Annotated in this window: 9 protein-coding genes and 1 pseudogene; 6 read left to right on the top strand and 4 right to left on the bottom strand. The window is 43.1% G+C overall.

Translation table 11 applies throughout. The annotated features are described in order from the left end of the window. Window positions 1-102: 102 nt before the first annotated feature. The 4 genes and pseudogenes from AC1XUO_RS27075 to AC1XUO_RS27060 all read right to left on the bottom strand — a co-directional run bounded on the left by AC1XUO_RS27075 (window position 103) and on the right by AC1XUO_RS27060 (window position 3576). Window positions 103-456: pseudogene (locus tag AC1XUO_RS27075) on the bottom strand (DUF389 domain-containing protein). Window positions 457-538: 82 nt separating this feature from the next. Further along, window positions 539-1849, bottom strand: coding sequence for a Na+/H+ antiporter NhaA (nhaA, locus tag AC1XUO_RS27070; RefSeq protein ID WP_483332966.1), 1311 nt, complete (start codon window positions 1847-1849; stop codon window positions 539-541). 188 nt (window positions 1850-2037) lie between these two features. Next, a complete protein-coding gene (locus AC1XUO_RS27065) occupies window positions 2038-2352 on the bottom strand; it encodes an HPF/RaiA family ribosome-associated protein (RefSeq protein WP_483332965.1) in 315 nt (104 codons plus the stop codon). A gap of 69 nt (window positions 2353-2421) precedes the next feature. Continuing rightward, on the bottom strand, window positions 2422-3576 hold the full coding sequence (locus tag AC1XUO_RS27060) for a baeRF3 domain-containing protein (protein WP_483332964.1): 1155 nt from the start codon (window positions 3574-3576) through the stop codon (window positions 2422-2424). Window positions 3577-4281: 705 nt separating this feature from the next. Here AC1XUO_RS27060 and AC1XUO_RS27055 point away from each other — a divergent pair. The 6 genes from AC1XUO_RS27055 (at window position 4282) to AC1XUO_RS27030 (ending at window position 15392) form a co-directional block, all read left to right on the top strand. Further along, window positions 4282-4866, top strand: a complete 585-nt coding sequence (locus tag AC1XUO_RS27055) for an RNA polymerase sigma factor (protein ID WP_483332963.1) — start codon at window positions 4282-4284, stop codon at window positions 4864-4866. 126 nt (window positions 4867-4992) lie between these two features. Continuing rightward, a complete protein-coding gene (locus AC1XUO_RS27050; RefSeq protein ID WP_483332962.1) occupies window positions 4993-6201 on the top strand; it encodes a FecR family protein in 1209 nt (402 codons plus the stop codon). 133 nt (window positions 6202-6334) lie between these two features. After that, window positions 6335-8440 (top strand): SusC/RagA family TonB-linked outer membrane protein, encoded by a 2106-nt coding sequence (locus tag AC1XUO_RS27045; RefSeq protein WP_483332961.1) that lies wholly within the window; start codon window positions 6335-6337, stop codon window positions 8438-8440. A gap of 80 nt (window positions 8441-8520) precedes the next feature. After that, window positions 8521-9936, top strand: coding sequence for a SusC/RagA family TonB-linked outer membrane protein (locus AC1XUO_RS27040; RefSeq protein ID WP_483332960.1), 1416 nt, complete (start codon window positions 8521-8523; stop codon window positions 9934-9936). Between the two features lie 12 nt (window positions 9937-9948). Then, the gene (locus AC1XUO_RS27035; protein WP_483332959.1) at window positions 9949-11712 is read left to right on the top strand and encodes a RagB/SusD family nutrient uptake outer membrane protein; all 1764 of its coding nucleotides are present in this window, start codon (window positions 9949-9951) and stop codon (window positions 11710-11712) included. Window positions 11713-13349: 1637 nt separating this feature from the next. Beyond that, window positions 13350-15392 (top strand): glycoside hydrolase family 3 protein, encoded by a 2043-nt coding sequence (locus AC1XUO_RS27030; RefSeq protein WP_483332958.1) that lies wholly within the window; start codon window positions 13350-13352, stop codon window positions 15390-15392. Window positions 15393-15452: the final 60 nt, after the last annotated feature.

Below are 15452 nucleotides of genomic sequence, written 5' to 3'. Positions count from 1 at the left end.
TTTCGGATCTGATATTTTAAAAGCCTTTACGGTGATCAGCGTGGCACTTCCGATATAAACAGTGTTGATGGTCAAAAGATACAGCGCTCCAAAGAAAAATGGTCAGTTGCCGGTAGAAAGTCCATAACCCGCTGTGCATAATGGCGGCATCAGTGCAGTGGCAATCGCAACACCCGGAATCACACTGCCTTTGTTTTTACTGGAAATTGCTACGATTCATGCAAAACCGCCAATCAACGCAATGATTACGTCATAAACACTAGGTTGTGTCCTGGCAAGAAGTTCGGAATGAGCCTGATATATTGGTGTTACAAAGAAATATAGCGCCGAGGTAAGCAAGCCTGCAATGATTGCAAACAGATAATTCACCAACGCTTTTTTGACTAGCTCGAAGTCGTATGTGGCAATGCTGTACCCCATTCCCAGGATTGGACCCATTAAAGGTGAGATTAACATAGCGCCAATAATGAGGATCTTTGTATATTCTTCCCGCTCAGACGAGATATCAAATCGTCTTAATAGATTGTCAATACCCATTTCAGGATTCGCTTTTAATATTTTTTAGGACAAGAAGTCCGCCTACACCAGCTAAGACGGAGGCCAGCAGTATACCATATTTGGCCTGAACTACCATTTCCGGGTGATCAAATGCAAGGCCGGTGATGAAAAGTGACATAGTAAATCCAACACCCGCGAGCAGGGCCACTCCAGTTATGTGTTTCCAGTTAGCCAGGTAGGGTAGTGACGATAATTTTAAACGTACCATTAACCAGGTGAAAAGCAAGATTCCGATGAATTTGCCTGCCACCAGACCGATAGTTATACCAATACTCACAGGATTCAGCAGCGAAAAAAAGAAATTAGTTCCGATCTCCATTCCAGCATTGGCCAAAGCGAACAGGGGCATAATCACAAATGCTACCCAGGGATGCAGGGCGTACTCGATTTTTTGAAGTGGTGTTTCTGCATCGGTACTTAGTTTTTTTATTTTCTCAATAGTATTATGCTGCTCAGATGTTGTGAGCGAACCGTTCTGCGGTATTTCTTTTTCGAAATCGGATATGTTTTTTCTGATATTTTTTATGTATTCATTTTCGTCAATCTTTGTGCGGGCCGGAATAGTAAAGGCCACAAGAACACCCGCAATGGTAGCATGGACACCGGAGAAGAGAAACCCTGCCCAAACGGCTATTCCGATAATCAGGTAAAACAGGATACCCCTTATACCCAGCAAATTACCAATAACCAGAATGATGAGTAACGCTGCTGCAATAATCAATGGAATAAAGGCAATATTGGCAGTGTAGAAAAACGCAATCACAAGTACCGCCCCCAGGTCGTCGGCCACGGCAAGAGCAGATAAAAAGACCTTCACAGAACCTGGTATATGCTTTCCAGCCATAGACAGAAGTGCCAGCGCGAATGCGATATCAGTCGCCATCGGGATTCCCCAGCCATGTTCAGATTCCATATTCCGGTTGATCAGAAAATATATTACTGCCGGTATGAGCATCCCACCGAGAGCGGCCATCATGGGGAGAGATGCTTTTTTCAGCGTCGACAATTCCCCTGCCATGAATTCCCTTTTCAATTCAAGCCCTATCACAAAAAAGAAAAGAGCCATCAGTCCGTCATTGATCCAGATGTGAAGCGGCTGACTAAATATCAGATCTGCAAAACCTACAAAAAGCTGGGTTTCCCAAAGATGGTGGTATGTTTCGCCCCATTCGGAATTAACCCACAATATGGCGATCACAACATTGACGAAGAGGATTATACCTCCTGTGAACTCCTGGTGAATAAATCTGCTGACAGGTTTTAAAATTTGATCAATAGGAGATGTTGGCATTAGGGACAGTGTATTTATTAACGTTGTGGAAAAGTAATTCTTCTTCGATGATCAAGGCGGAGGCAATAAAATGAGTTATTTACGTAAAGCGATTTTTTATTAAATTAATTTCTAAGTTAGTTTAACTTATCGCAAAAAGATCCCCGAATGTACTTTTATACATCCGGGGAAAAATCCTTTTTACAACTTTAGTAATTCCGGGCACGTCCGGTAATCGTCGTGAGTGCATTTTTTAATTTATCACTTGCTCCTTTTACGGCGTGAATACCGGAATCAGCTTCATTGGTAACCGCAATAGGTTGTTTGCCTTCCAAACGCGCTTCAATTACGCAGCGTATGTCATTTATTCCTTCCTTATGTCCGTTTTCATCAGATAGGTGAACTTCAAGACGGGTAATCTGACTACTGAAACGGCTTAAATCCTGGGTCAGAAATTCTATAAGCGGTGTGCTGTTTTGCTCGCTTCCTTTTATATTTTTATCGGTATTAAATTGAATTGTCATGATTCTGTTTTTAATTAATTTTTTAAAAATTCTTCGTGATAACGGTCAAACTGGATTAATGGAAATGCATCAATAACGATAGATTGCACCAATGCCTGATTGGGCAGTCATTTTTTTAGCAGGTATGACAATTACTTTTCCGCCAAATTTTACAACGATTTCTGCAAGATCATCCAGTAAGTCATCTGTGTCCGGATTGGAAAGATCACTAATTTCCACCTGCCCATTGACCTCATCAATTATCTGTCCGGCCACCATTTTATCAGCTTCGACCAGAAGCGTTGCAACTCTGCCCGAAGTCGCTGCCGCAGTGACATCTTCGATCAGATCACTTCCTTTTTGGTCAGCTATCGCCTGGGAAAGTTTACCTACCCAGTCATTAATTTTTTTGTCATATTCCGGCTCTATTACCTGCCATGCCCTTTGTCCAAGTTCCTGCTCAGACAACGCACCAGGATTTATACTGATGCCTTCGCTGACCAAAAACGGGTTTTTGTTAACGCTTTGAAAAAGCGCATGATGCTCGGGCAATGCAGCCAGAACTAACGGTAATTCGGTTTTCTTAGAGAAGTTTTCATAAACAGTACCAGCAGTATATCTGAAAAACCGTTCAGCATCAATGTCAGTCTCATCTTTTTTAGAGCCATGTCCGTGATGCATATTGCCACTTTCGCCGCCAACGCCTCCATAGGAAGCAACTGTGGTGTGCTTGTCGGTAAGTTCATCTCCCAGAGCTTCCTTAATCGTATTTGCGACGTGGTCACCAATTTTTACCTCAGAAATAGAATGTCTGTTTCCTTCAAAAAGACGGAATTCGTGCAGATTGAGGCTAAGTATCTGGAATCGGTCCTGACTTTGAAGATATTTCCGAAGTGGTTTGGTGTGAAAACTGTTGGCGGCGACTGCCAATTCATTTGTCGGAACTGGAAGCGATACGATTTCAAATATATCTTTTGAGCTAAAGACGGATAATCCGTCCAATGTGTGGTTCCAGATATCCTGATCAGAGGTAATTTGACGTAGTGGTTCAAGATGAAGTTTTACCTCAGATGCCGTGTATTTCTGTAAAAGCGATTCTTCAAGTTGCTTCAACAAATTTTGATACCGAATCGGGTTTTGTGCATTATCAGGATGGCTCCTGTGGGTGGGCATATATATCGACAGGCAAGGACCAGACTCGGCAGACGTGATTTTATCAATTAGCGCAGTGGTAGGTAGATTCATAATTTTTACAATTTAGTATTAAACTTTTTTAATGCCAGACCTGTAATAATTATACCAAAGTTTCTTTCAAAATTCTTTCCCGGAATTTCCAAAACCTCCCAAGGAGTAAAATTCTTACTCGGATTTTCTGTAAAATTGCTTGCTACTATTACTAAATTAATAAACCAAACTTATAATCTTTTGCTTTGGGAAGAATAGCACAATCGATTGTAGCGGGCGATGAAAACTTGCAGGAATTACTTGTGATGCACTGCTCTTTAATAATAGAAAAGAGATATAGCCAAAGGGCAGAAGCAGGTAAGATTTACAACACTGTCGGTAAGATTCTTTTCAAAAGCAGGTATTTGGTTTGCTATAATCTGTGTATAATGCCTCCTTTTGGATACAGTCCCGATGTCAACGCCTATTGGAACCATATTCCGGACAGGTTTATTTACTCCGGTCACATGTCACGTTCGCCGTCCACAAAAGTACTTTTGAAACTAACCGATAATCTTCTAATAACAGTAATTCAAAAAACAATTAATATCACCTTCGAAAAGTCCCTAGAAAGAGTCAGTTCGCGGATTGCCGTACGGAATAGAATGGAAATGGTAAGGAGCTCTATCATAACTTCAACTCCATCATTTAAAGAATGTTTTCGTACACGCAACATGGTGAGTTAATATGATAATTATTAAATTCGTTTTTCTAATTCGATTGCATATGAGTAATCAAGGCGAATTGAGCGATATAGAACTTTATGAATTGGTGAAATCCGGAGACGATAATGCATTCACAATGCTTTATCGTCGTCATTGGAAAAGTATGTTTAACAGCGCATACAAAAGACTACTTTGCCGAGATCAGTCGCAGGATATTGTGCAAAACATTTTTATTAATTTATGGGAGCGGCGCAGTTCGCTCGAAATTACGAACCTGCAAGCATACCTTCATACCGCAGTGCGTTTTCAGGTATTCAGATTTACGTCGCGACAAGCGGAGCATTCGCAGCTCCTGCAAAGCTTTGAGTCGACACTGGCTGCAATTGGCAGGGCGGACGATAATTTACTAGAAGATGAGGTGCTGGCATTAAATTCCCTGTGGATCAAAGCACTGCCTGAAAAGCGGCGTCAAATTTTTCTTCTTCATTGTTTTGATGGCCGGTCAACCGCCGAAATTGCGAACGAGCTTAATATTTCTCAAAAAACAGTCCAAAACCAGATAAATACCGCTTCTGTTGAACTTCGCAGTAATTTTGATAAAATTCTGTGTCCGGGCCTGGTTTCCTTCTCGATTTTCTTCTATTAACAGGTGCTGCAACGATTTGTTTGGGCAACTTTAAAAATAATAATAAAAAAACCTGTTTTCGTTTGGGAGATGATACGGTGCTTTTGTACATGTATTCAATGAGGGAATAATCTAGCCCTGGTCTCAATGAAAAGAAAATTCAAAGAAAAGCGTGAGTTTCTGAAAATTGTCCGGAAATACCAGGAAGGCACTGCCAGCCAGGAAGAACGGGCTTTCCTGGAAGAGTTATATGCGTATCAAAATAAAGAGCCTGATATATTAGATCAATTTTCCGATCTGGAAAAGGCAGCGCTCGAAGAAGAAATGGAGCATTATATTCTCCGGAAAACAATGAATATGCGAAAACGTCCGTTCGGGAGCCTGTCAACATCTTCGTGGCAGAGGTTCGCCACAGCGGCGTCGGTCTTATTCTGCATCATAGCAGGTATGCTGTACTTTAATAAGAGGTCTGCTCCCTTCATACAGGTCGGTTCAACAATACCCAAAGATTTCGCGCCTGGAAAACAGCGCGCGATATTGACGCTCGCAAATGGCGCAGAAGTTACGCTTGACAGTGCCAAAAACGGACATATCGCGACACAGGGAAATTCGAATATCAGCAAAAATGGGAATGGAAAAATTGCCTATCAGGTGTCAGGTGATCCTGTTGGCTCGATAGGATTAAACACCATTACGACACCCGCAGGCGGGCAATATACCGTCGTGCTCCCCTACGGTAGCCAGGTTTGGCTTAATGCGCGCTCCTCCATCACTTTCCCTACTGCTTTTGCCGAATCCGAAAGAAAAATTACTTTGAAAGGGGAATGCTATTTTGAGATCAAAAAAGACAAGTCCCGACCCTTCATCGTCAATGTCAACGGTCGGCAGCAGATCGTTGTAACGGGGACTCATTTCAATGTAAAAGCCTATGAAAATGAGCCTGACATACGCACTACTTTATTGGAAGGTGCCGTCAATGTAGCTGCTGCGCATGCACACGCAGGGGAAAACAACCTTCGGCTCGTTCCAGGCGAACAATCAGTATTCAATGCAGAAGGACAATTTCAAAAAAGCCAGGTGGATGTCAATGAAGTAGTGGCCTGGAGATCAGGATTTTTTCAGTATCGCGAAACCGCGCTGACAACAATTATGTGTGATATCGAAAGGTGGTACAATGTGGAGGTGGTTTATGCACAGGGTATTCCGCAAAAGCGGTTTTCGGGGAAGTTGCGGCGAGATTCCAATGCTTCTGGAATTTTGGAAATTCTACGATTAGCCGGGGTCAATTTTCGTATCGAGACGAGTGAGATCCGTGGTATCCAGGGAAAAATTGTTGTATTGCCAACTGATGAATAGTGTCGTTCAATTTTTCACCTAACTGCTCAATTATGATAACATAACTATGTATTTTCAAGCCTGCTGCCCAAGCCGGCGTCGAGGCTTACTGCCCAAGTGTTTTAATTATTCCTAACCCAAACGTTTCTTTAAAATGAATTTTCATTCTCACGGGAAGACTATCCCCGGTGAGTGGACCTACTATGTCCATTTACTGAAAATGCTCAGAACTTGCGCCTCAATTTTAAGACCTACTACGAAGCAACAAGCCATTCGTTTAAAGCTGGTTGCCGTTATGCTTATCGCCTTTTTTATCCGGGTTCAGGCTGGCGGTTTTGCGCAGCCTATTACCGCAGCGCAGAAAAACGCCCCAATCGAGCGTATTTTCGAGGTCATCGAAAAGCAAAGTGGTCATATTTTTTTCTACAATGCAGACGATGTACACGGTTTAAAAGTTAGTATCAAACTTAAAAACGCATCGCTTGAAGAATCGCTACAAAAATGCTTTACCGGTCTTCCGCTTTCGTATAATATTGTAGACAAGACCGTTGTAGTGAGAAGGCGTGCGAAACCAGAGGAGAAAGTTTCGGCGGAACTCATTAGTCATAAGCCAGTCAATCAAATACAAGCCGATATCAGGATCAAGGGAAAGGTGACCGACGACAAAGGGGATGCTCTGCCGGGAGTGAGTATTTTACTTAAAGGATCGAGCGTCGGAACATCCTCAGATAATGAAGGAAACTGGGAGTTATCCATCCCTGAGAGACAGTCGATCCTTGTATTCAGTTTTGTTGGGTTTACCTCCCAGGAAGTGACAGTCGGATCGCAGTCTGTAATTAGGGTATCCCTGTTGCCAGACGTGCGCGGACTGGAAGAGCTTGTAGTGGTCGGATATGGTGCGCAGAAAAAGGTAAATCTTACCGGGGCAATAACCTCAGTCAATTCAGCTGATTTGAACAATCAGTCGGCTTCCAACCTGTCTAATACGCTCGCTGGCCGCGCGCCCGGGGTAAACGTTACCAATACTTCAGGGCTATCTGGAGCCTCCTCGTCGATTCGTATGCGCGGAAGTTTTGGAGACCCGCTTTATGTGATTGATGGTATTGTGCGGGATAAAGAGGCTTTTGATGCACTGGAAGCAAATGAAGTAGATCAGATGAACTTTCTGAAAGATGCTGCGACTGCATCTATTTACGGATCGCGTGCAGGAAATGGGGTTGTTATGGTTACAACTAAAACAGGTGTGGAGCAGAAGCCAACATTTACACTGCAATCTAATTATTCGACCAATAGGCCTACCCAAACACTGCTTTCAGATCTTACAACGGCAGAAGACGAACTGACTTACCAGAACCGCGTGGCCCAATTCAACGGCACACCAATTCCGAATGGTCAGCGTGAATTCGATTATTTTAAAGACAAAAAATATAACGTCAACGACTACATTTGGCAAAATCCTTACAGTCACAGGCATTCACTGAGCGTGAGTGGCGGTGACAAAAAGATCACATATTATTCATTGCTCAGCTACCGTGGCGAGGAGGGGTCATATAAAAGTCTTGAAAACGCCAAGTTCAATTTGCGAACCAACGTCACCGCCAACATTAATGAGGATATCAAGGTTGGATTGAACATCGCCGCCTACCAGCAAAGTATCGACCGATTTTACTGGCCATTTACTGGCGACGATGATTTCGATGTATCCGATTTGTACCGCGTTACGTTCAACTGGCCCAAGTTATATCCATTTTATACCAATGCCGACGGAACACCATCCGATAGTCCGACGGCTTATCCGGTACAAACGCCAATGGGTAGCTGGCAGGCATGGAATGTGATTGATCAGGTGACGGGAAATCGCTATATCAGAACCCGTAACAGAAACCTGAACTCTATTCTCACACTGGATATCAAACTTGATAAATTGATACCTGGCCTTTCTACAAAACTGGTGGGCAATTACATCGCGGAGGATTTCATGCGAAAAAGATACATGACCTTTCAGAAAAACTATGTCTTCAATCAGGCTGATCCAAATGGGAACAGGTTTATCCCTGCCGCGCCTGATGAAAAGAAAATCAATATTTTCACATTTAGCCAGAACCAGCCTTTCCTGAACTATAATATCCAAACCGGATGGAGCTACCAGTTTGACTGGTTTCTGAATTATAACCGTGATTTCGGTAAGCATAGTGTGGGTGGGTTAATGGTGTTTGAACAGGCGCAAAACCAACTGTACTCGGCTCTAGTGCGCAATTAGAAGAGCCACTTACTTCTTACGATCAAGCTTTCGTATATTCCACAGATACTGAGCGCAGAGATGGTAGCGCCTATGAAGAAATGGGTGCCAGACGGTCGTGGATAGGTCGTTTTAACTATAATTACGATAGCCGCTACATTGCAGAATTCTCTTTCCGGTATGACGGAAATACCCTTTTTCCGAAAGGTAACCGCTGGGGTTTTTTCCCTTCTGTGTCTGCTGCGTGGCGGATCTCGGAAGAGCAATTCATGAAAAACGGGACCTCTTTCCTGGATGATCTGAAATTGCGTGTTTCTTATGGTACTACTGGTAATGATTTAGATGTCAATAACAACAGGATCAATCCATTTTCATACAGCTACCGCTACCAGAATGCAGGGAGCTACATTTTCGGCGACAGGCTTTACCAGAGTATTGCGCCGGGAGCAACACCGAATCCGAATCTGACTTGGGCTACCTCTACCACTTATAATATAGGAATGGATTTTGGCTTTTTGAAAAATCGCCTTTACGGAACGCTAGATGTGTTTCTTAAGAAGGAAACAGAGATCCTTGGCTCGCGTCTTGTGACTTTGCCTGACAACTACGGACAAAGTTTGGCACCGGAAAACTATGCAGCACGCTCGTGGCGCGGAGGAGAATTCTTCGCGGAATGGCGCGATAAGGCTTTTGACAGTAAGGTTAATTATTCGATCAATGCAAATATTGGTTATTCCAAAGACCGGTGGGATATCATCGACGAGTCAGCCGCATTTCAACCGGGCGGAAACCGCAGCTTCCAGAGCCGGGTCGGCCAACCAGACAATCGGATCATCGGATTGCGGACGCTAGGAATGGTACGTACGCAGGATCAGCTCGACGAATTGCTTGGTACCGGGTTGAAGCAATACGGCCGTAATCCGTATCTGGGAGGGTTATATTTTGAGGATGTGCGAGGAGATGGTTACTCGTCTGGTCCGGACGGAAAGATCGATGGAAACGATATACAAGTGCTTTCGACCAATGCAACGCCGCGGATCAACTTTGGTTTTGGTATCAATGTGTCCTATAAAGGTCTTGCAATTAACTCCCATTTCCAGGGTGTTGGCGCTTACGACCGCATTATTAGTAACCAAGAGGGAGCGGGAATGCGACAGCACGGTGGAACTGTGCGGCCCTATTATCCGATCTGGGCGGACGACGTTTGGACACCGGAAAATCCAGATGCCAAATATCCCAGACCCATCGGACAGAATTGGTACGAGTCGGGTACGGAATCGCAGTCTTTCTGGATTCGGAACGGCTCATATCTGAGGTTGAAAAACCTGAACATCGCCTACAACATTCCAAAGAAGTTTACTTCTATATTCAGATTGGGCAGCTTGCAGGTTTTCGCGAATGGTACCAACCTTTTCGCCTTCTCGAAAGTGAAGGAGTTTCACGATCCGGAACAGAAGAACTACGATTCGTTTCCGATCATGAAAACTTTTACAGTTGGTTTGGATCTTAAATTTTAAGTTATAAAAGACATGAAAAAAATATATTCTGTAATCTTTTGCATTTCCATATTCTGCACCTCTTGTAACAATATTCTGGATGTGGAGGACATTAGCAACTACAATCCGGAACTGGTATGGAACGATGCTAATTTGGCCAATGCGTACATGGCGAACTTATATCCGATGTTTGGAAACTGGAACCCGGGCGCAGATGCTTTCAGTCAGCAAATCGCAGGTATCAACTTCTACTCGGACCGTATCACGATCACAAACGGAGAGTTCAAGCTCTGGAATTACGCCAGGATCAGGCTGATCAATCAGGCGATTGTCGATGTGAACGGCGGGAATTTGCCGGGTGCTGTGAAAACTAATATCACGGCGCAGGCACTGTTTATGCGGGCTTTCACGTATTTCGAAATGGTAAAGTACCATGGCGGCGTTCCTTATCTCACCGAACCGCAAGACCGTTATGTGGACGATCTGAATGTGCCCCGTAATTCAAGCGCCGAGTGTTTCGACCTGATCATAAAGGACCTTGACCAGGCGATTGCTGGTCTACCCGCAAGAATTGCAAGTACTTCAGCTGATTTTGGTAAGATAGATGGAGCATTTGCACTTGCGTTCAAAGCGAAAGTACTACTTTGGAAGGCATCCCCGCAATTTAATCCGACCAAACCTTTCAATAATGCCTACTGGACCGAAGCATATCAGGTCAATAAAAAAGCGTATGACGATTTGAAGGGGTTGGGTTATGCACTTGTCGAGGATTATTCCAATATCGCCTTGTCGGAACGTGGAAAGGAATCAATTTTTACGGTTGTGAATTCTTATCCAAATAAGGTTGCCACCTGGGACCATGGAGTACGTCCTGGTTCTGAAAGCCGGGGGCCGGCATCAGCAACGCCTACGTGGGAGTTTTTGAAAGAATATCCAATGAAGGATGGAAAAATGTTCAATGATCCTACGGGGAAGTATTTCAAGTCTGATGAAGTACTGCTTCAGAACTACTGGAAAGACCGCGACCCGCGTTTTGAAAAGTCGATCGTATGGAACGGCAAAATGTATGAAGTGTCTGGTAAGGCTGGTAAGAGGCAGTATACTGCACTTGGAATCGCGCACGAGCTTGACGATTTTGGTATAAATCCGAAAGCGGGAGTGAACTCCACAAATTTGGATCGGTATACCGGATTTTTTATACTGAAAAACAGCTTGCTGAACCTGGCACAAGCAGAGGTACAGCAGTATGATTTGGATTATGTGGCGATGCGTTTTGCAGAAGTTATGCTTAACTATGCTGAAACTGCCAACGAAACCGGAAAGATCGCAGAAGCAATGGATATCCTGAGACAGATCAGAAAGCGCGCAGGCATCGAAGCCGGAACAAATGGAAATTACGGCATCACTGCTACTACTACGGCCGAAATGCGTGAAGCGATCCTTGCCGAGCGAAATATTGAGCTGGCCTTTGAAGGACACAGGTTCTGGGATCTGAGAAGGTTGCGCATGCTTGACCGCCTGGACGGAACAACCAAGCACGGCGTAGAAGCGATAGCTATTACAGCAAACGGACAGGATATGCCGATCGGGGAAGCCAGAGACAAAGCTAACAAATACGAGTTACAGGAATCGAACTTTCGGTATAGTATCCTGGAAGTACCACGTTCAGGTGTAAAGGTGAATGTGGTACCCGATACATATTACTTCTTCCCAATACAGCGTGACATTCTGGACAGGAACAAAAACCTGGAACAGAACAAAGGCTGGGGTGGCACTTTTGATCCAACTTTGCCTTAAAAGTTAATAGAAGTTAAACGACAAAAAGAGGTTGTCTTATATGTTGAAAAACAAGTCCAGGATTAAATTCTAAGCTTATTAATCAGATTTTTGTAATAGGTTGTTAATCTCCCGTTGAAATGTGGTAACCTGAAAAGTTAACTCATTTTAACGGGGCCTCTTAAATTCTATAAAACGACACTTGCCCTAGTGATTATCATCTTTTGAAGAGTCCCGATCTCTTTTTTATATTAAATAAATGCGGGACGAGAACCGAAATATTGAACAGCCTACTTGATTGTGTCACAGACAAGCTCACGCGTTTACCCGCATACGCTTTATTAAAATATGTCTCATTTCAGACCGTTCTTGTGCACAAAAAAATCGACTGTTATGAGTCAGACTTTTAGAATGAAGTTTATCGGTCTGATAATCCTTCTACTCAGGACAATGCTTAACTGTCCGGCAAGCCAAAGGGAAAACTAAATAGAAAATAAACTCCTTGTTTTCAAAAAGTATCCCAATTTACTAAAGGATAATGATGACTAGACAGACACTGCCAACATAAAGCTAATGGCGACAATAAGAAGCGGCAGGAATTTTGCAAAAAAGTCTATTGACGTTAACTTGTAGATAATAGCAAAAAAGATTCGTATTAAAGACAAAAAGGCATATCAATCAAATAAGGTGGTTTTGAGTGAAAGGTAGAGACAACTTCAATATCAAGGAATCAGCTTTTTGACAACCTCATTCAGATAAAATTACAGCTTAAACATCAGTTGCACATTAAGGCTCAGTTGATAAGCTCGAGTTTTATAATCCGTGGTGGGAATTGTATAACTATAGGTTCGCTGAGCAACGAGCGATAGGGTAGTGTTAAAATGGTAAATTGCTCCTGCCCCTACAATGAGCGATATCCTTGAAGTAGTATTGTCAACGGATTTTAATATGACCGTTCCAAAGTCAGGAATACACATTGTCCGTATCATAACTTTTACCACGCTTATACCGACAATAAGCAGTTCTGCCGCCGGCCTCGTGATATCAAATAACGAACACAAGTAGGTCATTTTGTGCTTCTTAACAAGCGGTGATACTAAGTTATAGACATCTCTTGATCGGACGAACTCAGAAGAACCAATGCCTTTTTTAGAATTTCACGGTCAGTTTTAAGCCACTCAATCTCCGCCCTCAATTTCGCATTCTCAGCAACCAATTTAGAGCTACCTTCGGACTCGTTACTTTTGGCCTTTCTCTTCATTTCAGATAAGGTTTTCCAACGATACATCTGCCGCGACGGCGGACCGTTTTTCAGCAATTCCAAATGTCTCTGAAATCTCACTAACTTTTTTGCCAGAAATCAGGCTCGTAACAACGACGCTCCTTTGTATAGTACATCAGGCGGGCTATATATTAATTTTAATCAGGTATTATACTCGTGAAATATAACTTGCATCTGTTGGAGAGGAAATTTTAATTTCAATTATTGACCAGAATTCTATTAAATAAGTAAGTTGGATACAGGGTAAATCAGTGATCTTTCCGTCTTGTTTTTGCAATATAATTTGTTTGTATATAACAATTATATCCAGCTTTTATCAAAGAAATAATTACTTGTCAATCAATTATTTTCTATCAAATTAAATGATTTCAGATCGATGAAAAAACAATACAAAAAATTGGTTAGAACAGGTTTGCAGCTGGTAGTATTTTTGTCTTCCTTTCACGTTCTCAAGGCCCAGCGGATTAATCAGCCGACACTTGGCCAACGCTCAGTAAAAACTTTGACACAAAGTGGATTAAATTTCAAAGACCTTAACAAAAATGGTAAACTTGACCGATATGAAGACTGGCGTCTGCCTGTTGAAACCCGCGTTCAGGACCTTCTTGTCCAGATGAGCCTGGAGGAGAAAATAGGTTTTATGCTCATCAGCACCACGCGAATGGGTGGCGATAATGCATTTCAACAAAACGCACCCAAGCGCGAAATTACTAGTGCCTTTAACGAAGAAGACTTAGTTCAACCTAACAATATATTTACCCGAAAGCCTCTGACTATTCCCATCATGTCATCTGCAGGAACTACCAAAGGGGTGAACCAATATCACCTTCGCCACTTTATTTTACGAGCTAATCCGCCAGCCGCAGTTATTGCCGAATGGGCTAACCGCCTTCAGGAACTTTGCGAAATTTCCAGGTTAGGAATACCAGCGATTGTAGCTTCTAACCCGCGTAACCATATCACAATTGACGCAGCCATTGGTTTAAGTGTGGGTACAACAGCGTTTTCAAAATGGCCGGGCGAATTGGGTATGGCTGCCATGAACGATTTGAAACTTACACGCGAATTTGCCGACATTGCGCGGCGGGAGTGGACGGCCGTCGGGCTGCGTAAGGGATATATGTACATGGCCGACTTGGCGACTGAACCGCGTTGGCAACGTATAGAAGGCACTTTCGGAGAGGATGCCGATCTGGCTTCGGGTATGATTCGCGAGATCATATTGGGTTTTCAGGGAAAGCTGCTTGGCAAAAACTCAGTTGCCATGACGACCAAACATTTTCCCGGAGGTGGCCCTCAGGTTGATGGCCTTGATTCCCATTTTGACTGGGGGAAATTTGCGCATTATCCTGGTGGTAATTTTGAGTATCACCTTAAGCCCTTCAAAGCTGCTATTGCAGCAGGTACTTCTGCCATTATGCCGTACTATTCCGCGCCTAAGGGAAAAGAGTTTGAAGAGGTTGGGTTTTCTTACAATAAAGCAATTATTCAGGATTTGCTGCGAAATAAATTGGGTTTCAAAGGCATCATTAATTCTGATACTGGTCCGATCGAAATGATGCCCTGGGGTGTGGAAAATCTTACACTTCACCAAAGATATCAAAAGGCCCTGGATTCCGGGGTTGACCTTTTTTCGGGAACCGCAGATCCAGCGATTTTACTGGAAACTGTGAAACAGGGATTGGTTACAGAAACACGCATCAATGAGTCAGTTGCCAGGTTACTCAAAGAAAAATTTGAACTTGGTCTTTTCGAAAATCCCTATGTAGATGCCCAAAAGGCGCAGCAGCTGGTTGGCAATGTCGAATTTCAAAAAAAGGCTGATGTAGCCCAGCGCAAGTCGATAGTGTTGTTGCGCAATTCCGCTCAACTCCTCCCATTGAAGTCCAGAACAAAAGTCTATTTTGAAACTTATTATGATAACGGTCGTGCAGCGGGTTCGATTACTGTTCAGAAACCAACGCAATCGGTCAATGACATTGAATTTGTCTCAAGTAAGGAAGATGCTGATGTGGTTTTACTTTGGCTAATTCCAAGCACAGGCGGTTTGTTTGCAGCTGGTAATAAGCCAATCGAGTTAAATTTATCCAAAAATAAAATTGATGTAACGCATGTAAATGAGCTCGTTAAGAGTAAACCAACAGTGATCGCGATCAACTTTTCCAGCCCATGGGTCTTAGATGAGATCGACGGGGGAGATGCAAAAACGCTGCTTGCTACTTTTGGTACAACGGCCGATGCATTGTTAGATGTTATAAGCGGAAACTTTAATCCAACAGGCAAATTGCCATTTACAATTCCTGCGTCTAACCAGACCGTGGTTGATAATAAGTCAGATTTGCCGGGATCCATGGAGCCAAATGGTTACGGACTGTTCAATTTTGGACACGGTCTAAATTATGGTTCGGCAGAACGGTAGCGTTTAATTAAAGTATTTACATTAATGATAACTTATGATTTCAATTGTCCGGCAAATCGT

It is taken from the genome of Dyadobacter sp. HNCC25DJ186 (assembly GCF_056895235.1).
This window is presented reverse-complemented; position numbering and strand designations above follow the sequence as displayed.